Source organism: Metabacillus sp. KJ11-3 (assembly GCF_055808295.1).
The window spans coordinates 88,176-108,384 of sequence record NZ_CM147865.1 but is presented as its reverse complement, the minus strand read 5'-3'; the positions used below and the strand labels follow the sequence as shown (position 1 = coordinate 108,384).

General features: G+C 33.1%; 24 protein-coding genes. 6 read left to right on the top strand and 18 right to left on the bottom strand.

Annotated elements, in window-relative coordinates; genetic code table 11:
- Positions 1-11: 11 nt before the first annotated feature.
- Genes AC0L8O_RS00595 through AC0L8O_RS00580 form a run of 4 tightly spaced genes read right to left on the bottom strand, consistent with a single transcriptional unit; the run spans position 12 to position 1,914 of the window.
- The gene (locus tag AC0L8O_RS00595) at positions 12-485 is read right to left on the bottom strand and encodes a hypothetical protein (protein ID WP_473446164.1); all 474 of its coding nucleotides are present in this window, start codon (positions 483-485) and stop codon (positions 12-14) included.
- A 29-nt stretch (positions 486-514) separates the two neighbouring features.
- Positions 515-847 carry a hypothetical protein gene (locus tag AC0L8O_RS00590; protein ID WP_473446163.1) on the bottom strand — a complete coding sequence of 111 codons (333 nt, stop codon included), beginning with the start codon at positions 845-847 and terminating at the stop codon, positions 515-517.
- Positions 844-1,533 carry an ABC transporter ATP-binding protein gene (locus tag AC0L8O_RS00585; protein ID WP_473446162.1) on the bottom strand — a complete coding sequence of 230 codons (690 nt, stop codon included), beginning with the start codon at positions 1,531-1,533 and terminating at the stop codon, positions 844-846. Before AC0L8O_RS00585 ends, AC0L8O_RS00590 begins: the two co-directional genes overlap by 4 nt.
- An 18-nt stretch (positions 1,534-1,551) precedes the next feature.
- A complete protein-coding gene (locus tag AC0L8O_RS00580) occupies positions 1,552-1,914 on the bottom strand; it encodes a GntR family transcriptional regulator (protein WP_473446161.1) in 363 nt (120 codons plus the stop codon).
- 352 nt (positions 1,915-2,266) lie between these two features.
- Here AC0L8O_RS00580 and AC0L8O_RS00575 point away from each other — a divergent pair, with 352 nt between their 5' ends.
- Positions 2,267-2,452 (top strand): DUF4083 family protein, encoded by a 186-nt coding sequence (locus AC0L8O_RS00575; RefSeq protein WP_473446160.1) that lies wholly within the window; start codon positions 2,267-2,269, stop codon positions 2,450-2,452.
- Positions 2,453-2,699: 247 nt separating this feature from the next.
- Here the strand turns inward: AC0L8O_RS00575 and AC0L8O_RS00570 are convergent, their stop codons facing one another.
- From AC0L8O_RS00570 to AC0L8O_RS00550, 5 genes are all read right to left on the bottom strand, one after another.
- Complete coding sequence (locus AC0L8O_RS00570) at positions 2,700-2,849, bottom strand: hypothetical protein (RefSeq protein ID WP_473446159.1); 150 nt, start codon at positions 2,847-2,849, stop codon at positions 2,700-2,702.
- Positions 2,850-2,942: 93 nt separating this feature from the next.
- On the bottom strand, positions 2,943-3,161 hold the full coding sequence (locus AC0L8O_RS00565; RefSeq protein ID WP_473446158.1) for a hypothetical protein: 219 nt from the start codon (positions 3,159-3,161) through the stop codon (positions 2,943-2,945).
- A 364-nt stretch (positions 3,162-3,525) separates the two neighbouring features.
- The gene (locus tag AC0L8O_RS00560; protein WP_473446157.1) at positions 3,526-3,810 is read right to left on the bottom strand and encodes a hypothetical protein; all 285 of its coding nucleotides are present in this window, start codon (positions 3,808-3,810) and stop codon (positions 3,526-3,528) included.
- Between the two features lie 207 nt (positions 3,811-4,017).
- Entirely contained in the window at positions 4,018-4,563 is a 546-nt protein-coding gene (locus tag AC0L8O_RS00555; RefSeq protein WP_473446156.1) for a hypothetical protein, read from the bottom strand.
- Between the two features lie 216 nt (positions 4,564-4,779).
- Positions 4,780-5,214: a hypothetical protein gene (locus AC0L8O_RS00550; protein WP_473446155.1), complete on the bottom strand. Its 435-nt coding sequence runs from the start codon at positions 5,212-5,214 to the stop codon at positions 4,780-4,782.
- A 313-nt stretch (positions 5,215-5,527) separates the two neighbouring features.
- Between AC0L8O_RS00550 and AC0L8O_RS00545 the strand changes: the two genes are divergently transcribed.
- Positions 5,528-6,763 (top strand): IS110 family RNA-guided transposase, encoded by a 1,236-nt coding sequence (locus AC0L8O_RS00545; RefSeq protein ID WP_473446154.1) that lies wholly within the window; start codon positions 5,528-5,530, stop codon positions 6,761-6,763.
- A gap of 845 nt (positions 6,764-7,608) precedes the next feature.
- Here AC0L8O_RS00545 and AC0L8O_RS00540 read toward each other — a convergent pair.
- The 4 genes from AC0L8O_RS00540 to AC0L8O_RS00525 form a co-directional block, all read right to left on the bottom strand.
- Positions 7,609-8,400 carry a phosphotransferase gene (locus AC0L8O_RS00540; protein ID WP_473446153.1) on the bottom strand — a complete coding sequence of 264 codons (792 nt, stop codon included), beginning with the start codon at positions 8,398-8,400 and terminating at the stop codon, positions 7,609-7,611.
- An 87-nt stretch (positions 8,401-8,487) separates the two neighbouring features.
- Complete coding sequence (locus tag AC0L8O_RS00535; protein ID WP_473446152.1) at positions 8,488-9,195, bottom strand: nucleotidyltransferase domain-containing protein; 708 nt, start codon at positions 9,193-9,195, stop codon at positions 8,488-8,490.
- Positions 9,196-9,514: 319 nt separating this feature from the next.
- Positions 9,515-9,787 (bottom strand): TIGR04104 family putative zinc finger protein, encoded by a 273-nt coding sequence (locus tag AC0L8O_RS00530; RefSeq protein ID WP_473448550.1) that lies wholly within the window; start codon positions 9,785-9,787, stop codon positions 9,515-9,517.
- Positions 9,788-9,990: 203 nt separating this feature from the next.
- On the bottom strand, positions 9,991-10,581 hold the full coding sequence (locus AC0L8O_RS00525) for a DedA family protein (RefSeq protein ID WP_473446151.1): 591 nt from the start codon (positions 10,579-10,581) through the stop codon (positions 9,991-9,993).
- Between the two features lie 247 nt (positions 10,582-10,828).
- Here AC0L8O_RS00525 and AC0L8O_RS00520 point away from each other — a divergent pair, with 247 nt between their 5' ends.
- On the top strand, positions 10,829-11,416 hold the full coding sequence (locus tag AC0L8O_RS00520) for an ECF transporter S component (RefSeq protein ID WP_473446150.1): 588 nt from the start codon (positions 10,829-10,831) through the stop codon (positions 11,414-11,416).
- A gap of 838 nt (positions 11,417-12,254) precedes the next feature.
- Here AC0L8O_RS00520 and AC0L8O_RS00515 read toward each other — a convergent pair.
- Positions 12,255-12,788: a hypothetical protein gene (locus AC0L8O_RS00515; RefSeq protein ID WP_473446149.1), complete on the bottom strand. Its 534-nt coding sequence runs from the start codon at positions 12,786-12,788 to the stop codon at positions 12,255-12,257.
- A complete protein-coding gene (locus AC0L8O_RS00510) occupies positions 12,788-13,255 on the bottom strand; it encodes a hypothetical protein (RefSeq protein WP_473448547.1) in 468 nt (155 codons plus the stop codon). Before AC0L8O_RS00510 ends, AC0L8O_RS00515 begins: the two co-directional genes overlap by 1 nt.
- Positions 13,256-13,601: 346 nt before the next feature.
- On the opposite strand from AC0L8O_RS00510, the gene AC0L8O_RS00505 reads away from it, so the two are divergent.
- Both AC0L8O_RS00505 and AC0L8O_RS00500 read left to right on the top strand, forming a co-directional pair.
- A complete protein-coding gene (locus AC0L8O_RS00505) occupies positions 13,602-13,904 on the top strand; it encodes an ArsR/SmtB family transcription factor (protein ID WP_473446148.1) in 303 nt (100 codons plus the stop codon).
- 138 nt (positions 13,905-14,042) lie between these two features.
- The gene (locus AC0L8O_RS00500) at positions 14,043-15,194 is read left to right on the top strand and encodes an MFS transporter (RefSeq protein ID WP_473446146.1); all 1,152 of its coding nucleotides are present in this window, start codon (positions 14,043-14,045) and stop codon (positions 15,192-15,194) included.
- Between the two features lie 236 nt (positions 15,195-15,430).
- On the opposite strand, the gene AC0L8O_RS00495 is transcribed toward AC0L8O_RS00500, so the two are convergent.
- The 3 genes from AC0L8O_RS00495 to AC0L8O_RS00485 form a co-directional block, all read right to left on the bottom strand.
- Positions 15,431-16,393, bottom strand: a complete 963-nt coding sequence (locus AC0L8O_RS00495) for a proline dehydrogenase family protein (RefSeq protein ID WP_473446145.1) — start codon at positions 16,391-16,393, stop codon at positions 15,431-15,433.
- Between the two features lie 142 nt (positions 16,394-16,535).
- Positions 16,536-17,360 carry an AraC family ligand binding domain-containing protein gene (locus AC0L8O_RS00490; protein ID WP_473446144.1) on the bottom strand — a complete coding sequence of 275 codons (825 nt, stop codon included), beginning with the start codon at positions 17,358-17,360 and terminating at the stop codon, positions 16,536-16,538.
- Positions 17,361-17,783: 423 nt separating this feature from the next.
- Positions 17,784-18,644, bottom strand: a complete 861-nt coding sequence (locus AC0L8O_RS00485; RefSeq protein ID WP_473446143.1) for an HAD-IIB family hydrolase — start codon at positions 18,642-18,644, stop codon at positions 17,784-17,786.
- A gap of 82 nt (positions 18,645-18,726) precedes the next feature.
- On the opposite strand from AC0L8O_RS00485, the gene AC0L8O_RS00480 reads away from it, so the two are divergent.
- Positions 18,727-19,713 carry a LacI family DNA-binding transcriptional regulator gene (locus AC0L8O_RS00480; RefSeq protein WP_473446142.1) on the top strand — a complete coding sequence of 329 codons (987 nt, stop codon included), beginning with the start codon at positions 18,727-18,729 and terminating at the stop codon, positions 19,711-19,713.
- The last annotated feature ends 496 nt before the right edge of the window (positions 19,714-20,209 follow it).

Sequence of the window (20,209 nt, the reverse complement as noted above, 5' to 3'; positions counted from 1 at the left end):
TCATCCTCCTCTTAAACTGTAATTTTATTTTTTAGTAAGTAGAGGCTTACCATAATAGAAGCTGTAGTAACTATTAAACCCGTAATTACTATAAGCCCTAACAGCTCAATTGGATAAAAGAAATTATCTAAAAATGTGCTTTGAACTATTAGCGGTGAAGTGAAAACGAGCGCTGACAGTATGCAATAGATAATTCCAATGGCAATGCCTTTCCAACGAAAACATCTTTCAAATAAAATTACGGTGAATAAAACTAACACACCCATTAAACCCACACTATAATAAACTGAAAATTGCATAAATGTTTTCGGAAAAAGTTTAACCAAGAATTCATACCTATAAGTAAACGTTTCATAGACTGGTAAATCCATTGTGTATTCAGAAGGAACTATTATCCCTAAAATCATATTTTCAATAGGTAGTAATAATAGTTGTAAACCAACTAATCCAAAGACCAAAAGCATTATTGTTGTGACCTTAGCCATATAAAGATTTACACGTGAAGTTGGCAACATTAACAGGCGGTAAATGAATGAGTTTTTCCAAACCAATCGCGGTACCAAATAAAAAACAAATAGATTAATAACGTCACAATGCATAAGGCAATCGGCCCAACAAACCAAACACTATCAGTAAGCTGATGAAGAGACATATAATCATATTGTTCAATAAATTGTTCTTTTGTCATGCCTTCTCTATAAACCATTTGGTTGACATTACGTAGATAATTATTTGCTGAAGTAAAAACACTTATAATTTGAGAGACAATTGTTATCCCAATCAAGATAAAGAAAATGTTTGAAAAACGATTAAATTCAAAGTGAACTAACTTAATATACTTGCTCATTTTTGATACACCTCCCGCATAACGTCTACAACAGATTTGCCTTCTTTTTCACGAGTTTCTTCAGTACAAAATTCCTTTAACACAGTTCCGTCGTATAATAGAATTGCTTTATCGATTAAATGCTCTATTTCATTAATTTCATGAGTTGTAATAATTACTCCTCGATCTTCAATAAGATTACTAGTAAATACTTCTGCAATTTGTTCACGGCTAAACAAGTCTATCCCTGAAAATGGTTCATCCATGATAATGAATTCTACATCAAGGGATAACCCTAGAAGGATATTCAATTTCGCAATATTCCCTTTAGATAGTCTAGAGATTCGTTCATTTTCACTTAATGAAAAAAAATCTAGAAGTTCACTTGCTCTTTTGTGATTCCATGAAGAATAAAAATCATCCATAAACTGCAAACCTTGTGAAATTTTCATTTGTGGAGACATGCTTATCGTATCAGGTATATAACTAATTTTTTCATAACTTGCTTTATGTAACACTTCTCCGTTTATGAGAATTTGTCCACTTTGTATAGGTGTAAGACCCATGATGGCATTTAAAATAGTGGTTTTACCAGCACCGTTTAATCCAATTAGGCATGTTATATCTCCCTTTTCAGCAGTAAAAGATATGTCCTCTAATACAGTTTTTCCACCATATTTTTTTCTAATATTTTTTACCTCGATCATTTCTATACCCCCAATTATTCATTTTCCATTCTGATACTTTTGTTTGATCAATTCTAATACATCATCTAATGGGACTTGAATAGAGCGCACCGAGGTTATAAAAGAATCTACAGCTTGTAATATAAGTTCTTCTCTTACTTCTTGTAAGATTTGTTTGTCCTTTGTAATGCGACTTGGGGAATTTCGTTCCGTATAAATCAAACCTTGATCCTCCATTTCTTTATAAGCTCTTTGAACAGTATTTGGATTAATTTTCAACTTGCTTGCCAATTCTCTTCTTGATTGGATTTCTTGCCCTGGTTCAAGATTCCCAGATGCCATTTGCTCTTTAAAATGGCGAATAACTTGAATGTACACAGGCTCCCTATTATTAAAATTCATGACCCCAACTCCTAAATTTCTTTATCAGGTGTATTAATGTATTATGCTATTAATACACTATAGACAAAAAAATATGTAGTTAATGTATTAGAACAATGTAACACTTGGTGTATTATTGCCTTAATACGCTAATATATGTATATTCTAATGTTTGAATTAGTTCATTGTCAACCAGTTTTTGTAAATGTGTTAAATAGGTATATACATAGATATAAAGAAGAAAAAAATAAAATGACGCCCTTTTCAAGATAATCACTCAATTATTGAAGATCACTCCTTCACTATTTATGCAAACTACGCAGTAAAAAATCATGTTATAATACACCTAAAAATTGTAAAGGTAAGAATTAATTTGAACTTGAATGCCGGTGATGTAATATTTCAACTGATAATGTTTCTTTTTATTTTTGGTATGTTTTTTGTTGTCTTTTTTGTTGTTCGTTCACTAATCACAAAGCAACAGCAACCGAATAAATCTGACGACATCGAGCAAAAGCTTGATAGAATAATTGAAATACTTGAACAGGATAAGAAATAGTGAATTTTTTATCCTTAAAAACTTTTTATTTTGCTTCGCAAATTCCATTAATTCTATATTTTTCAAATCAGAAAAAGGCACTTTTTCATTGTTCAAGAAAAGCGCTTATATTGTTGAATATCAATATTTTCTTGTAAAACTAGCGCTACCCGTTAATTTAATTACAACTATTATTTCCCTCAATCTCTTAGCATTTCCTCATCAATTGATTCTACTATTTCCTCTGTGCCATCTTTTCTTACAAACTTTACTTCAACTTCTTCAGAAGGACTGATAGCATACCAAAACCTTTTTTTCCTTCTACATTAATAATATTTGCTTTTTCTCCACCAGCATAAATTTCATTAATATCATTGTCACAAATTCCTCCTGAGTAGATATATGGTATCTCGTGCATTGCAAACCATTTGTGAGCTGTATCCCATTCTGTTCCTCTTGTATGTTTCCATTCCCATAGGTTATCTTTCTTTTGAAAGTAAGCTATGAATATTTATTCTCCGCGTTCATTAAGTTCCTTAAACACTGCGATAGCATCAGCTTCGTGAACTACATTTAACTCTGTATGAACCAGAGTATACGAATAATTTTCTTCTCCTACGTGCATTTCCTCCATTTTTTGATGAAAAAATTCTTCAAATGTTTGCTCTTTTACACACTCAGTTATAAATATTATGGAAAATATAAATCCAATGGCTATTATTCTTTTCATTTTCTTCCCCCTATATATACTTGTTACATAATCTTGCTCCTTAGAACAATAAAAAAAGGAGTTGCTGCCGCAACCACTTGTTAAAATCTTGCCCCCGTTAGCCATCCATGCAGTAATAAAATCGTCGTTGCACCACAGAGAATGAAAATAATACTCTGAACTGTCCATACTGGTTCTTAATCCAGTCAATCCATAGATGAATGAATTGTGGCTCTATCCATTTTTTTTAACGAATGAGATGAGTCTTCTTTGGTATTGTCTTCTTTCGGAGTTATTTTACCATATGACCTATGTCATTAATTATGAAAAAGAGCACTTATCCTTGTACATGGATAAGTGCTTCGGCTGTTTAATAGACGAAGCTTTAACCTTTTTTCTCAAATACTTTTATTGCTCTAACAAGCCAATACAAAACTACCCAAGGCAAAACAAATTTAGTAGCCCATTCTATTAAACTAAAAATAATATAAAACTCATAACCGATATAATGAAGTACAGTAAGAAAAACAGATACTATGGCAGCGATATTAAGGTAATATTTTATTTTTGAATTTATAGATGTTTTTTTGATATAAGCAATTAACGTTACTATTAGCCAGATGATTATAAAATGAACTAAAACATGCGTCCAATCAATTTTATATAACAATTAGTCACCCCCAATAATTTTCCATTTACTTAATGGTATCATTATCGAACTACTTTATGGAATATTTTTCAACTTTTGTTAAATAGAAAAGAGACATTATCCTTGTTCATGGATAGCGCCCTTATGCTGAAGACTCGAATCCAAAATAACTTGGAATATGATCTTCGATTTACCCCCTTATATGGAATAAGCAGTAAAAAATTTGAGTTATTCAATTGAGTTGCCGTTCTCATCGTAGTAATTATAAGTAAAACTCATATCCTTTTCCTTTGGTAACTCAATCCATGTTGCCGCGTTCTTATTAATATCAAATTCTTCTACAAAAACACGTTCATTAATTCCTAATTCCATTTTAGCTATTTCATTTTCTTTCGTTGTGACTATCAGGAATAACAAACTAAAAAGGTCACCATCTATATTCCTATTATGAATTAAGAAATTAGAAAGAGAACCTTCCATTCTTTCAGTACCCTCCCACTTATAATTTCCGTATTTATTTTTTACAAAGTGAATATAAGCAGGTCTACCATTATCTAAAAAGGGAACTATCCTTTGATCCCCTATATCTTTGATCTCTATTATTTCAATAGAAGAATTCTCATGCATTTCTAAGGAATGTAAGGTTTTTATTATAGATTCTTTATCATTACCATTAAGATAGAATGAACTATTCAAATAATTAAAAAGTAATAAAACCCCTAATAAAAGTCCAGTAACGATAATGGCAACGAACTTTTTATTCTTTATAAACATACAACCCTCCAGGAAACTTTGTAAAATATATGCTAAATCAGTTTAACTGCCATCTTCTTAATACCAATTATTTCAAAACCTCTCAGCTTTTATAATCATTTATTGAGACAAAGATGTTGGGTAATCGCGCTTAGTTTGTTGAAGATGGATATTGAATTAAGCACCCGTTGAAGTACAATTTCACAATTTGTCTCGAATTTCTCATAATATGAAGATTTATTTTTTATTTTCAAGCTTTTCAATCCAAACATAATAATCATTTTCAGGAATATCAACAATAATTCTGTCATTTTTTTTATCTTCAGGTTTATTACTTAATCCCGCAGTGAAAGTATCTGTTCCTGAAGAGTATGTTTCATTTTCATTATTCGGTGTACCGATATTAACGAAATCTTTTACATACCAACTTAGGTCATTAGTTACAACATTCGCTACAAACCACTCAATTCTATTGTCTACTTCACCTTCAAAAACGTAATAACCTTGTTTTTGATTATCGTTTGTTGAATTTAATATTTTATTAATCTTAAAATCATCTTCTTTTGAGTCTAGTTTTTGCAATGCTTCTTCTGGTGTTTCAGCAATAATGATTCCACTGCTATTACAAGCAATCAGAAATAAACAAAATAACATTATTATAGATTTTTTCAAACAATCCCCCACCTGTATTTATGTTTACATTTTATCTTTTAAAGCTAAACTGCCCGTTCGTATTATAAGGTTAATCAGAATGCTAAATATTTCTGGTTGACCATTTTTTATTTGGTTTTATTATATCAGTAGCCAGGGTAGAACGTAACTGCCCGTGGGGCTTTGATCCCGTCAAGTAAACCGTTCGCCCCCTACTTGTAGAAACATGATTGAGGCTGGTTGGGACGTAGATCTCGTATAACAAGCGAAGCTGTGACACTACATGGAGGATTAGGGGTTACTGGCAAATTACTAGATTAGGAGGAGATTAAGAATGAATCCAGTCGTTGGTCTGGATATTTCAAAAGGAGAAAGTCAAGTTCAAGCATTTTTAGATAAAGGCAAACCTTATCGTAAGAGTTTTAAAGTTTCACACACTGTTGAGGGTCTTAGTTCACTTGTGTTGTTTCTTGAGGATGTGAAAAAAGAGTCTGGCAAGAAGCCTTCAATAATTTTAGAAGCTACGGGGCATTATCAAACACCAGTCGTTCATTACTTGGAAGAACGAGGTTATTTATTGATTATCATCAATCCATTGATTTCCTATAAGGCTAGAGGATCAAGTTTAAGAAAAGTAAAGACAGATGCCATTGATGCTTATCTTCTCTGTGAGTTGTTTTATAAGGAGGAATTAGAGCCTTATAAAAAGCGTGGAGTTCAGTTATTAAACCTTCGCAACCTTACTAGGCAACATGAAAATATAACTGGAGTGATGGTTCAAACAAAGCTTCAATTTCAGGCAGTGCTTGAACAAGTGTTTCCTGAATATAAAGGGGTTTTTGGAGATTTATATTCGATGGTGTCACTTTTAACTCTTTCAGAGTTCCCCTCTTCTGAAGATATTTTAAGTGCAAGCGAAGAAATAATTACAGACAAGATAAATGGTCTTTGTAAGAGTCGTTCAAGCATGTGGGCAAAGGAAAAAGCGATTCAACTTAAAGCTGCGGCTACACGTAATCCTTTTGAAAAGACAGTCTATCAGAGTCATATTTTAAGCCTTGGTATGTATATTAAGATGATTCTTCAATACAAAGAGCATCTAGCAAAGTTAGAATCAGAGATAGATGCCCTGGCTAAAGATATTGAAGAATACAATATCATCAAATCTATCCCTGGTATTGGAGAAAAGATCGCTGCAACGATTATTTCTGAAATTGGGGAGATAGATCGATTTAATGACCCTAAAAAGCTTGTAGCATTCGCTGGAGTTGATCCTAGTGTCTTTGAATCTGGCAAGTTTTCTGCCACCAAAAACCGAATTACTAAAAGAGGATCTAGTAGATTAAGACACGCCTTGTATATGGCTGTTCGTTGTGCCATTCGAGATTGTCGTAAGAAGAAAACGACGGATGAAATCATACCCCGCAATAAAAGAATGCGAGAATTTTACGATAAGAAACGTGATGAAGGAAAGCCTTTTAAAGTAGCTGTTATTGCCTGTGTAAATAAACTCTTACATTGGATATTTGCACTTTTAAAAAACAGAACTACTTTCCAAGATATAGCTTAGAACCTAAATCTAACTAAATAACACAAAACCTTCCAATTCTAAACAAACGGAAGGTTATTTGGCATGCTTATTTTTAGTATAGCATGATGTATTTTAAGTTTTTAATGAAAAATATTGACAAACTATTAGCTGGTTTACTTCTTTAATTACATATTTTCATAAACTCACTTACATTTTAACATTTATATCCAATTAAACAGACAGGTATTGTTCGTCAATCTGGCCTGATTGCTGAAAATCAATAGTAGAGGATATTACCAATAATAAAATGTGAGTAGATGCTACTTTTGCACAAAGGAACCTATTCTTTTCCGAATCTTCAACATAGCGATATTGCCTATAATCATTCCATACATACTGATACTAATAGGAATAATAAGTATCATACTTATTACGAAACTAATTGCTAAACCCTCTACGCCATTTAGTGATAACACAATAAAGTATAATAATATTGCTAGGGAAATTAAGATAGATAATAACGCGATAACGTTTAAAAATGCCTTCATTAATAACTCCTCAAAAATTTTATATGATAAAATCATCTTAGGCTATTCTTTCAAATAAATGGTATAAATATTAAATGGAAGGTGATTATATTATGTCGATGTGGAATCCTGTAGGAATACTAATGTTTTCATTAATTATAGTAGCAATAATAGGTATTATGCTTCTTGTGATCAAGCAGCTTAAAAAATATAAACACTAATTGTTATTCGAGTAACTCTGTTTAACATGTAATGGTTTAATATTCATGAATTGCTTGATCTCTGTCTGAAAAACTTGTCATTTTCATAAGATAAGCGACTATCTATTCTCCACATAAGCGCTCGCTTATTGAATAATCATGTCCACTCTGATCCAAATTTCCGGATAAATGCAATATCCTTTTCATAATGTTCAAGATGTCCTTCATCTATCATCTTTTGGAAAGCAAGGTCACCTTCACTAGCTTTTCTATTAATTGTTTTACATAACCCTTCTACTCTTCTTATGACCATTTCTAAATAATCTTCTTCTCGTTCCACCCCATAAGCTTCAAAGAACAATCTGATTCTTTGTTTTATTCGATTAGCATGCAGTTGTGTTTGATAATGAATGTCCTCACCTGTTTCAGAAAGGTAGAATCTACTTAAAGGTACACATGTATAGAGTGTATAGGCTATATCCCAAACTCTTGGACCAGGTGCAGCAACATCGAAGTCAATGATTCCCACTGGTTTTTCGTTGTTAAAAATAATGTTATATCTGGCAAAATCATTGTGACATAATACTTCCACTTTATTTGGTGTATTGTCTAACGGTTTCCATTCTTCAGCCAATGGGAAATCAATTACAGCCTCATGATAGGAACGGAGCATTTTGGCTATATCTATTAAGGCATCATCAGACCACATATACTCTTTTAATGGGTCGTTTCCAGCTTCTCCTTCAATAAAGGACAATATTTCTCTTCCTTTTTCATCAATACCTAAAAATCTGGGCGCATAATGAAATCTCTTTTTCTCCAAGTGCTTTAACAGTTTGTGGACTCTAGAGCTCTCAGGCTTTAAGTCCCGTCGAACAGTATCTCCGGAACGATAAATGCTGGAGACATTGCCTCCTTTTAGCTTTTCTTCACTTTCCTGATCGTTCATTTTCCATCACCCCTTCTCGATAACTAACTTACCAATACTATCTATTTATTGTTCTTCCTTTATCCACACCTTATATGGAATGGCTTATCATTTGCCTAGTGAAAACCCCTCAAACAAACGTCCACCATACGGCTCTAATACCTTATCAACTAATCGAACAACTTTCTCTTTCTCACCTGTAAGATAAAAGGCATTAAAGGCGTCTACAAACTCTTCTGTAAATGTCTCATCATATTGATTCAGAGCGCGAATAATCCATTTCGAAGAACCAATCCACTGACGATTTGTTCTTAAAACAAATTCGTGAACTAGATCAGCTATCGTATTAGCTATAAATATTGATTCAGCTCGGTTCATACTTCCTAAAAAATCAACAAGAGCATCCGTTAAAAAATATCGCTTTGTCCTTATCACGTCTTCAGACCATATTTCTGGGCCCTTCTCTAAAATATCTTTAGCTTCCTTTTTTATCGATTGTAAGATTCCTTCATCTTTTATAATAATCCCTTCAGAAATCATTCTTGGCATAGAAGGCCTCGCTGCTTTGCAGTCCATTTCAATAAAGTATTTATAAGAAGATAAATTATGGACAAAAATCTCTATTGCCCAACCAAAATCAATCATTGACTCCCTATATGATGAAGGAAGTCTTTTATCAAAAATAACGATATCTAGATCAGATGTTTCTGTTGCCTCTCCCCTAACTACACTTCCTGCTAATAAAGCCCCTTGGCAATTTGAAAAATACTTATCAATAAATTGATTCGCTGCTTTTATTGGATCTAATTTTCCCATAAGATTCACCTCTAACACTCTTTATTTCTACTACTAATCCGTAAATGCCTATTTGTTTTTCTTCTTTCTATTGGCAATAAAAATTGCTCCTATATAACATCCAAACCCTATTACGTGCAAAATGGTATTGCCAGTCTTACCGAAATCATCAACTGTAAGTGCCATTAAGATCGCCCCAACTATCATAAGGAAAACACAAAAAAATATTTTCAAATTTGACTAAATCCCCCAAGCTCACCATAAGATCAGTTCGAGCTCTTATTAAATGAACGATAAAAAGAGAAAAATTTTTAGATTCTATATATTTGTAGACTAATGATCATTTTGGTTGAGTCCATTTAACCTTAAACCTTACTAAGAACGGAGTGAGCAGTGAACCAATTAATGCTATGAATATACCAAAAACTAACATTAATAATGCATTATCAAAGGGCGATAAAAAATGTATAAAGATTATCATTGGTAATACAATAAGAAAAGGAACTACTAAACGTCCGGAAGCAGTAATCTTATGCTTGGTACCACATTTTTCACATACAATTGTTTTGTACACCCATAACGACCAATAAATATTATTCCAGCTAAAAGGCATAGAGCAAATATGACATTGCTGCACAGAAAACACAACCTTACTCATCATCTTTTCCTAATTTTAACATATTCTTCTTGCTAGTTATTCAATATATTGGCCGTAGCGGAGAAAGTGAGAAGGTTTTTACTATTAAAATTGTAGGAAAAGAAAAGAGACTAACTCAAGGTGCCATATAACCTTGAGTTAGTCTCTTTTTAAAATCGTTACTGTGTGCTTAGTTTTCTTCTTTTTACAATCATCCATATAATGAGTAAAACGATTGGAATTAACAAATAATTAGCATATTCACTAAATATTTCACCAGCATTTTCCCACTGAGGTCCAAGACGATAACCTAAATAGACATATATTGCAGTTATTGGAAGCATAGCCAAATATGTATAAAGAATAAATGTCCACACATTCATATTAGACATTCCACATGGAATCGAAATAGCCGTCCGAACAACTGGAATAAATCTACCTAAAAATGCGACACTTCCGCCGTATTTTTCAAAAAATTGGTCTGATTTATTAATATGCTCTTCCTTTATGAAAAAGTACTTCCCGAACTTTATGATCGCTACTCTACCACCATACCGACCTAATGCATATAAAGTAAGTGGCCCAAGTACACCACCAATAGATCCGGCAAAAATGGCCCCAAATAAATTCATATCTCCTTCATAAACCCAGTAACCAGCCAATGGGAGTACAAGTTCTGCAGGAACAAATTCAAAGGTTAAAGCAAGCATAATGCCAATATATGATAACTCTTTAAAAGCCTCCAACATTTGCAAGATTAGAACATCCATTGAGGAACCTCCTTTACACTTTTTATATGATCAAAGTACCTTGAATCAGCAAAAACTCATTTTTAAAATGCGTAAAAAAAATTATATCACATACATAATAAAGACGGAGCATTTTGTCATATAAAAAATAACACTTGCAGTTGCTTTTTATTGATTATAAATTTGTAATGACTTATAAAGTTGTTAAGCAATTATATTTGTAAAATGATCATGAAGAATACATTATTTAGCTAAAAGGAGTTTATACATGAACAAAAATAATAAGACATTCCGAATGGTCCTATTAGGGATGCTTTCTGCCATCATCATTATTCAAACGACAATCCCGTTTTTAGGATATATCCCGATCGGGCCGCTTAGCTTGACGATTATTCAGGTAACCGTCATTATCGCAGCTATCGTCCTCGGAACGAAGGAAGGAGCCATTGTAGGCGGCATATGGGGAATCATCACGTTCATCAGGGCATTTATCGCTCCGACAAGCGTAATAGCACCAATTGTTTTCACGAATCCGCTTGTGTCCGTTTTGCCTCGTATTTTAATTGGTGTGGTTGCGGCATATGTGTTCCACAAAATACTCAGCGGGAAGCTCAATGAAACAGTGAGAATGAGTGTTGCCGGTGTGCTGGGATCTTTAACAAATACTGTGTTAGTGCTTGGATTCATTTATTTATTTTATCGGGAGCCATATGCAAACTTTTTGGAGTTGGACATGGAGCAGCTCCTGCCTGCACTGATGACCATTGTCGCCACTAATGGAATTACTGAGGCAATTCTTTCAGGAGTATTGGCGCCGATTATTTCAAAACCGTTATTAAAATCGATAAAAAAATAGCGCCATTGCTGCTTAAGGCTGCCGAAAAACTTATATGATTTAAGACTTTTAGGCAGTCTTTTATTTAGGTTAGGTTGGTGTCAGGAAAGGAAACCACCTCAAATAACAATGGGAATATGATGAATATCTCGCCAACTTTATTTAGTCAAAAAAAGCTTATTTACTTCTCTTTTTAAACTTCAAATTTCCTTTCCGCGGTTACTAAACAACCTGGCCTTAATTACATAATGAAGAACTCTCAGAAGCCAGTAAAAAAGCCAATCCAAAATATACCAAGGGATTGGCTTTTATTCGTTTTTTATCATTTATACAACTTTTTAACGCAAGTCAATTATTTATCTCGTCCACTATCCTATCAATTAATAAGGGCTTGATTTATTCTTCTGCTACTGTAGCATCATTATTAAATTTGGTTCGAACAGATGGAACAAGCAACGATACATTTTAACAATAGTAGTATCCACCAGCAATCGACGGAGAATCAGTGATAACATCCTCTGTTTTTTATAAATTTAAGCTATTGAGACAAGTCACTCTAACGCATCATTATGTCACTATTTCCTTGAAGAGCGACGTAGATAGTTGTTGTTTTCAAGTATGCCCTATACTGTTTTGGGGGAATGATACAACTGGTACTCAACCTCCAGTGGTTTTAGAAGCTACTGGACATTACCACGCACCAATTGTTCTATTATTAAATCAACATCACTATTTATAAATTATTGTTGAGTACTTACATTAGAAAAAAATTAATAAACATTATGTATCTTTGCTAAATTGACTGCCGTATTGGGTGTAATTTTACAGATAATAATAATGTTACATGGTCTTAGAAAAATCATTGTTTGTTATAAACTTGTCCTTTGCTATTAATCTGCCTTCTATCTTGTGCAAACGCCAAACGATACAATAAAATATGAATACTCATCAAGAACAAGTAAATGGGAAAGGAAAAAATTAATTTATAACCGTGTTTGTAATGGTATACTCCTATCTGTACACCTAGCCATTCTAACCCGACAGCTACTGCAGCCCAAAATAGGATATAAAAAATAATCTTTATTTTGAACATTCGCATCTGTTCATACAAATAAATAAACCAATATCCAAACGGCGCATACATCATATAAGAGAGTATATCCATCAATTGATATTTTGATTGATCTCCCAAATCGTAAAGTTCTAGTGGAGGTACCTTTAACGTATGATCAAAAACGAGTCCAAATGCAACACCTATAAGTATGTTAAAAGTTGTTTGTAAAGGAGAATATCGCTGTGGAAATAACCAAATCGATGCAAAACCAATGACACCTATCCCAATAACGAACCACTCATTCCCATTGAATTGATTATCATAAATGATGTTTTTCATCAGCGAACCCATCCTTCCTTAGAAGCCATACGTTGAAAAAGTCTTCCTAAAAGAATTGTATAAGTCATTACAATCAAGATCATTATTGACTCCATAAAGAAATTCCAATCCTTATCAGTAAGTACGTGATTCCATCGAAGCATCGATCCAATGAACATTTGGAACAAAAACGTATAGATTGATATTCCCCAGCGGATGCTGGATTTAGAGGTCGTTAGAAACACATTAGCAAAGGTAAGAAGAACAAAAGTAACAGTGAAATCGTTGTGTAGGATCATAGACAAGAAGTGAGGGATGCTATTTGTGTTCATTTTGAATAGATTAAAATTGAACGCGGAAATCGTCAGTTTGTTTGTTAAGATAGCATCAATGGCCATAAACAAAAGGAGGTTAACAGACAATGGCAGCTTCTTTGAGAGACTAACTTGAACCATAATACAGAACCATGCGAAAAAGAGAAATGTCACGACTACCAATTTAAAATGTCCTTTCCAACATATATTTTTGTGTATTCTTATCATGCACCTTTTACTTCAGCGTAATGCATAAACTCGTGACGTTTCAAGGATTAGCATATTAATAATGTGATCTAAACATCACATTAATTAATAAATTTGCTCACACCCTCTAGCTCGAATTTCTTCGTTGTTTTTAGCCCAGTCAGGTAAAAGGCTAATCAATTCTCACTTTATCACCTCTTTTCACCTGTGCATTTCAATATAAGTCCAATTAATCCTCAACCGTAATTTTCAAATATTAATTAATCACGAAACACAAATTGACATATCGTATTTTTTAGATATAATAAAAGACATGAAACCTATTGAAATCTTTAAAGCCTTATCAAATGAATCAAGGTTGCAAATTTTACACTGGCTAAAAGAACCTGAACGTCATTTTGTACCCCATGAAGGGATTGATATGAGAATAACAGGGGTATGCGTTAGTCAAATAACAGAGCAATTAAAAATGACGCAATCAACTGCTTCTCAATACCTAAATATACTTTTGCGAGCTGGGTTGATTAAGACAGAGCGTATTGGAAAGTATACGTATTACAAAAGAGATGAGGAAGCCATAAAAAATATTGCTGCTATTCTTGAGCAAGAGATCTAAAGTAAATGTAACTGAATCCTCTCTAAGGATTCAGCTTTATTTAAACCAAACATATCGAAATATTCCGATATGTTTATATTTTTCGCTAACATATCGTCTTTTCTAGATATGTAGATATAATACGAAGGAGAGATTATTTTGTCTAACACATTTAAAATTTATATTTTAGCACTTATTAGTTTTTTAGTCGGAACATCGGAGTATATTATCTCTGGTGTATTGGATAACATTGCAGATTCACTAGGAATCACTTTAGCGGCTGCAGGACAATTAATAACCATATTCTCGCTTGTCTATGCAATCTTTACACCCATTCTTATGGCACTAACATCAGGCATGGATAGACGCAAGCTTATAATCGTATCTCTAGGCTTGTTTGTGATAGGAAACATACTTGCATTCGTATTGCCAGGTTACCCCTTATTTATTTTATCAAGAATCGTAATGGCACTAGGGGCTGGAATGGTCGTCGTTACAGCCCTGACTATCGCGGCAAAAATAGCACCTGAAGGTAAACAAGGTAGTGCAATTGCTACTGTAATCATGGGCTTTACAGCATCTTTAATCATTGGTGTTCCTCTAGGGCGAATCGTCACAGATGCATTCGACTGGAAAGCAGTATTTGGCGGAATTGCTTTACTTGGATTTTTAGCGATGATCATCATCTCATTAGTAATCCCACCAACTAAAGGAGATAAACCGGTTCCATTAATGCAACAACTTGCCCTTCTAAAGGATAGAAAAGTAGCGATTGGTTTATCAATCACCTTCTTCTGGCTTGGCGGGTATTCAGTCGCTTACACCTACTTATCTCCTTACCTTTTAAACATTTCGGGTATCAATGAAAAATTATTAAGTGGAGTTCTGCTTATATTCGGTGTCGCTAGTTTATTCGGCTCAAAATTCGGTGGTTTTAGTACAGACAAATGGGGTGTGTCACGCACACTAATAGGTTCGATGCTTCTACACATTGTCATGCTTATTCTTTTATCATTAATTACTCACACTTATGTTGGTGTTGTAATCATACTAATATTGTGGTCTTTTGCAGCGTGGACATCAGCTCCAGCACAACAGTTCAACTTAGCAACCATAAAACCAGAATCATCAGGTGTACTTCTAGGACTAAACCAGTCAATGATGCAATTATCGATGGCTGCAGGGGCAGGAATTGGTGGGATTTTTGTAGAAAAGATATCGCTAGGTTCCATCACTTGGGTAGGAGTACTCGGATTAGCTATAGCCATTTTTATGGTATTAAAATCATCCCGTGGCAACTTAACTAAATAGTTCATAACAATGTAATAAGAACAAAAGATTTCAAGTTTAAAAGGTTACCCTTGGACTGTAACGGGGTCTCTTTTGGAGTACAAAAAGTTAAAAACAATGAAAAATTGTATACTAATTAGCAGCTAAAATAACAATCCAATTAGATATGTAATTAACATTAAAAACGACCAGATTTCTGTCTGGTCGTTTTTTCATATCCTTATTCCCTAAAGTGCCCAATAATTGAATAAGAAATGCTAGTAGGTATGTATTTTTTCTCTATCGGTATTTTGTTCAATCATATCTGAAATAAAAGTATAAATATTCGGAGGATATTCAGCAATACGGTGAACTAAATATAAATACCATTCACTACCATATGTTACATAAACTTTAGCTTGAATATTATCCTCCATTAAAGATTTTAATAGATCAGGTCGAACCCCATCTAACATTTCTACTTCAACATTCGGACTATAAAGAAATCCTTTTGCTTTTAAGTCCATCACTATATTTTCATCATGTGTAGCAACAGACAGTGGATGATTACTATTTATACACATAGATACAAAATCTATATACCGTTTATTTAACTCTTCGGATCTTGGAATATAAATACCTTCAGACTCTTGATAAGCCCCCTTTACTAAACGTATTCTACCCGAGGTTTTTAATAGGTCCTTTAGGTCAATAGATGAACGCTTCAAATGAACTTGTAATGTTATCCCAACATTTGAGAATGAATTTGAAATTCTTCTATATAGTGATAAAATTTTATCTGTTTTTTGTGATTCTTCCATACTTATCATTAGTTGAATATTATATTTTTGTGCTTCTTCTGCTAATTCTTCTAAATTAGTAAATGCTACTGAATCAGATATCATCATTCCAATATGGGAAAGATCAAAGGATACGGTTGCCTTCATGTGATTTTTACCGAGATCTTTTATTAAGTCTTTGAATTCATTTTTGGCAAGCATACATTCTGCTTCGGATGTTGTATTTTCACCAATAAATTCTAATGAAACCTGATACCCTTTGCTATATAGATTTATAACACGTTCTATCCCTTCCGTACGTGTTTCTCCAGCCACAAATCGGTTAGCACCCTTCATAAAAATCGGAAAAAGTTCTTTTGAGTTTTGAACATAGGATTTTAGTTCTTGATTTCTAGCAATCGATTTGAGAGCTTTGGAAAAGCGACTTTCTTCATTAAACATAAAATAATCACATCCCTATTTTTATCATATTGGGGATTACATTTTTCCGACGATGACTTTTTACGCACGAAAATCAAACTCCTACATTTGAGTTGAATCCAAAATGAAAAAGGTAATGAATGTGGGAAATGATTAAGGCAGATCATTTATCATTCTTAATAAAAATATCCCTGTATTGTCCGGGTGTTAATCCAATAAATTCCACAAAGAAATGACTAAAATGACTTTGATCTACAAAACCTGTCTCTATTGCTGCATCAAGGGGTTTTACACCCTGTTCCAATCGTTTCTTTGCTTCATTAATGCGTACCGTTTGTAAGTAACGATACGGGGTAATCCCCCGAATTCGGGTAAATGAGCGTAACAAAGAATATTTGTTCATATTAGCTATCTTTGCTAAATCATCTAAAACAATATGTTCTGCATAATGTACCTCTATGTAATGACAGACATTTTCAATTTCTTGTTTAGTAACTCTCGGTTCTGTATCTTCGATGGATTCAGTATATTCTTCAATAAGCTGTTGAATAAGAAAATAAAAAGTTTCTTCTTTCTCAAAACCTGATATTTCATCCATAACCATCTGGTGAAGCTTATTCAACAAGTGAGCTTTTTCACTACGATAGGCAACCGGCGAGGCAAAGGAAGGCAGATAATCTTCTCCTGTAATCTCTTTTGTTACTTTTCGCATGATTTCAGGCTTGATATTCAAGCAGCGATAGTCTAATGTTTCATTGTCAATTGATTCACAGGCATGGTTGTCCAAAGGGTTGAAAAATATCATATCACCAGTTCCTATTACATATTCTTTGTTCTTACAAGATAATTGTCTTTGTCCACTCTCTATAAACCCAATCACATAATATTCATGGAAGTGGTTCGGAAATTTTTGCATGATACCTTCAAAACGATAAGCTTCTATTTGTAAATCATAATCATAACGCACTGTTCTTTCTTCTTGTCCCAACAAACAACCTCCTTTTGCTTTAATTTCTGATAGTTAGTGTAACACATATGATTAAGGCTCTCTTGTAAGATATTGACTAATAAAAAGTGTCATAGCAGATTGCATAATTGCCACACCATTCGCTTTTTAATATTAAAACTAAAACTATTATTTTGGTCTCACCCGTACATTTAATATCTTTTAAGTGAAGTTGTTAAATGTGTATAATTTAGCAATACAGGCATTTAAAATACTAATTACAGAATCTTGTCGATTATTTAAAGATAAACTATATTATTTTATCGAAACAATCGGCAAATTGTTCTTCTGACATTACTTGCAAACCGTTCCTTTTTGATAAAGCAGTTGTAACTTCATTCCCAGCAATTCATGGATAATCGTAAAGTAGCTGTTTATACTTCTTTTGTTTTCACAATTTTTTACTCACCTTCGACGAAAACTAACGATCAGAAAAGGTTTTTTTAGAACTTCTAGTATCCCGCTAGAATAATGAGATACTGTTACTTTATCATGTAAACCCTTAGCTTCTTCGGTGGCGTTCCCTAATAAATAGCCATGTTTTACTGTTTTTAACATCTCTACATCATTACCACTATCTCCAAAAGCAATCGTGTTAGCTAAAGGAACTTGATAATATTCACACATAAACTTTACTATTTCTTTTTTTCCTGTATTAAGAGGAATAAAATCAACATCAAACGCACCTTCAGGGTCTCCAGCTTTTGGATTGCATCGATTTATATTTATTCCTATACCGTATCTTTTAGCTAAATGTCTAATTATCTTTATATCATATTGGCTTTGCGTCATTGACTTTTCAAAATAATAGTAGTTAAACTTATAACGATTTTGTCCAAACTGAGTTTGCTCTACAAGTTTTATGTCATATACATTGTACAATTCATTAATAAGTTCTATTACTTTGACGTTTGAGAAATCCGCTTTCGTTAATCTCTTTTCCCATTCCTTATTCATTATCAATTCACCGTTTTCTCTTACATCATATACTTCAGTACCTAAGTTACTTGCTATAAAATGGGGACTATAAGTAATATTCGCCAGCACCATTTTATGAACAATTTGATTTAGATCGCTTCCGGTTACCCATCCGATTTTGACGAATCGTTTATGAACTAAATTATTAAGGTACTCTTCCAATTCGTATAAATTATTCAACAATTCATCTGTACAATCATGAGGAAAGTAAGTTTCATCAAAATCAAAAAAAATTAGATAGTTTACCTCTTGAGAAGTTGAAAAAGATTGATTAATCTTATAATTCATTATTAACACCCCATTGCTTTTACTTTTTTTATAGTATAATTTCTGGGATTGGTCCCATGTCAATAATTTTTAGAGGTGAAAAATGGTAACAATTTATGATATTGCTCGACTAAGTGGTGTTTCTAAATCAACAGTTTCACGGGTAGTTTCTAATCATCCATATGTATCAACTGAAACAAAAAACAAAGTAATAAAAGTTATGCAAGAGCATAATTATGTTCCAAATTCTCTTGCGAAACAATTTCGTCAAAAGCAAACAAAGTGTATAGCTATTCTCGTCCCTGATCTAAATCAACCCTATTTTAGTGAATTGGTTAGATACATATCTGCTAATTGTTATAAAAGTGGATATAAAACTGTCGTGCATCAAACTTTTTTAGACAAAAATAGTGAGAGAGAGGTATACACTCAACTTCAAAGAAATGAATTTGATGCCCTTATTTTAACTTCTTCTACATTATTAGAGGAAGAAATAGCGAAATTTGCAGGGAGTCATATAATTGTTGCTTGTAATGAAGATTATAGTGGAGACTATTTTGACGTTTTTTGTTTAAATGAGGAAGAGGTAACAATGGAAGCAACATCCTATCTCCTAAGTAAAGGGGTTACAAAATTAGGTTTCTGTTCGGACAATATTTCTTCCCCTTTGCAACAAGCAAGATTAAAGGGTTTTATTTTAGCTCACAATAAAAAGGGGTTAAATTACAACAAAGACTTTCTTTTTAATGAAATATCAAATATAGAAGATGGAATCCTATTAGGTGAAAGACTTTTTAAAGATCATTTAGAAATAGAAGGCATTATCGCTGGAAGTGATTTCGTTGCAGCCGGATTAATAAGATCTGCTGTTAGAAATAACATTCAAATACCTAAACATTTTTCAATAGTTGGTTTTGATAATCATCCAATATCATTAGTTACGAATCCGCAAATTTCCTCCATTTGTAATCGTATTCAGGATATGTCTAATGACTTAGTAAATCACATAATAAATAAGATTAATGGGGTAAAACAAACTCCTATCAAAAAGGTATATAGTGGGGAATTTATTAAAAGAAATTCTAGTTAGTATGTAATACTATACACTCAGGAGATCAACTTATACCGCTATTATTAGTAACGAATTCGGTTTTAGAGGGAGATACAATGGATTCTCAAACTCAATGAACAGCTTAATTAAAAGCGTGATGGAGCTAACCATTACGCTTTTTACAATCCGAACCATTCTATAGTTGAAAACGAACTGTTAATTAAAATCAAACACCTAAAACTATAAAAGTACATCAATAATACCTAACTTGATTGCCATAATGGTAGGAGGTTGAGCTTTAATTACTCCTATTACAATTGTAAGCCTTTCACACCCAAGGATGGGCTTTTATCATTTATTTTTGTTGGGATACGTCCGTGATAAGCCCAAAAACAGCTATAAGTTAGGTAAAAATAAACTTGTTTACTTTTGACGGCGTGAAGCCGCATTCTGCGTTGAAAAATTGCGTAGTTGTTTCTAACATGTTCTTTACTTTTCAAACTTACCAAAGGTTTTACACTTAGGCTCTGTGGTG

Bases quoted from the DNA above. Each gene is read 5' to 3' on its own strand.
- AC0L8O_RS00595 (WP_473446164.1), bottom strand. From the start codon at position 485: ATGGCTAAGGTCACAACAATAATGCTTTTGGTCTTTGGATTAGTTGGT.
- AC0L8O_RS00590 (WP_473446163.1), bottom strand. From the start codon at position 847: ATGAGCAAGTATATTAAGTTAGTTCACTTTGAATTTAATCGTTTTTCA.
- AC0L8O_RS00585 (WP_473446162.1), bottom strand. From the start codon at position 1,533: ATGATCGAGGTAAAAAATATTAGAAAAAAATATGGTGGAAAAACTGTA.
- AC0L8O_RS00580 (WP_473446161.1), bottom strand. From the start codon at position 1,914: ATGAATTTTAATAATAGGGAGCCTGTGTACATTCAAGTTATTCGCCAT.
- AC0L8O_RS00570 (WP_473446159.1), bottom strand. From the start codon at position 2,849: ATGCACGAGATACCATATATCTACTCAGGAGGAATTTGTGACAATGAT.
- AC0L8O_RS00565 (WP_473446158.1), bottom strand. From the start codon at position 3,161: ATGAAAAGAATAATAGCCATTGGATTTATATTTTCCATAATATTTATA.
- AC0L8O_RS00555 (WP_473446156.1), bottom strand. From the start codon at position 4,563: ATGTTTATAAAGAATAAAAAGTTCGTTGCCATTATCGTTACTGGACTT.
- AC0L8O_RS00545 (WP_473446154.1), top strand. From the start codon at position 5,528: ATGAATCCAGTCGTTGGTCTGGATATTTCAAAAGGAGAAAGTCAAGTT.
- AC0L8O_RS00540 (WP_473446153.1), bottom strand. From the start codon at position 8,400: ATGAACGATCAGGAAAGTGAAGAAAAGCTAAAAGGAGGCAATGTCTCC.
- AC0L8O_RS00535 (WP_473446152.1), bottom strand. From the start codon at position 9,195: ATGGGAAAATTAGATCCAATAAAAGCAGCGAATCAATTTATTGATAAG.
- AC0L8O_RS00530 (WP_473448550.1), bottom strand. From the start codon at position 9,787: ATGCCTTTTAGCTGGAATAATATTTATTGGTCGTTATGGGTGTACAAA.
- AC0L8O_RS00525 (WP_473446151.1), bottom strand. From the start codon at position 10,581: ATGGATGTTCTAATCTTGCAAATGTTGGAGGCTTTTAAAGAGTTATCA.
- AC0L8O_RS00520 (WP_473446150.1), top strand. From the start codon at position 10,829: ATGAACAAAAATAATAAGACATTCCGAATGGTCCTATTAGGGATGCTT.
- AC0L8O_RS00515 (WP_473446149.1), bottom strand. From the start codon at position 12,788: ATGAAAAACATCATTTATGATAATCAATTCAATGGGAATGAGTGGTTC.
- AC0L8O_RS00505 (WP_473446148.1), top strand. From the start codon at position 13,602: ATGAAACCTATTGAAATCTTTAAAGCCTTATCAAATGAATCAAGGTTG.
- AC0L8O_RS00495 (WP_473446145.1), bottom strand. From the start codon at position 16,393: ATGTTTAATGAAGAAAGTCGCTTTTCCAAAGCTCTCAAATCGATTGCT.
- AC0L8O_RS00485 (WP_473446143.1), bottom strand. From the start codon at position 18,644: ATGAATTATAAGATTAATCAATCTTTTTCAACTTCTCAAGAGGTAAAC.
- AC0L8O_RS00480 (WP_473446142.1), top strand. From the start codon at position 18,727: ATGGTAACAATTTATGATATTGCTCGACTAAGTGGTGTTTCTAAATCA.